This window comes from Klenkia sp. AC732 (genome assembly GCF_979256525.1).
In genome coordinates this window covers 1-255 of the sequence record NZ_CEEDOS010000130.1, presented here as the reverse complement: position 1 = coordinate 255, position 255 = coordinate 1, and the positions used below count along the sequence as shown (strand labels likewise).

Here is a 255-nt window from a genome sequence, read left to right as displayed (position 1 = left end):
GCGCGCCGGCGCGCCTCGCGGGTCGCGGCGGTCACCCGGGCCTCGGCGGCCCGCAGGGCGCCCCGGGCGGGGGCCACCCGCAGGCCCGCGCCGGACCCGGCGACGCCCTGGGTGCCGGCCGGCGGCCCCGCGGCAGCGGACTGCTCGGACTCCGCGGCGGCCAGCTCGGCCCGCGCGGTGGCCCCGGCCGGCCGGGCGTCCCGCAGGCCCGTGGCGGTGGCGGTCAGCGCGTCGCGCAGCTCACCGGCACGGGCC

At 87.5% G+C, this 255-nt stretch carries 1 protein-coding gene; it reads right to left on the bottom strand.

Translation table 11 applies throughout. The annotated features are described in order from the left end of the window. Positions 1-255: hypothetical protein (locus AC0IVP_RS21975; RefSeq protein WP_471759289.1), on the bottom strand; the 255-nt coding region annotated here is incomplete at both ends.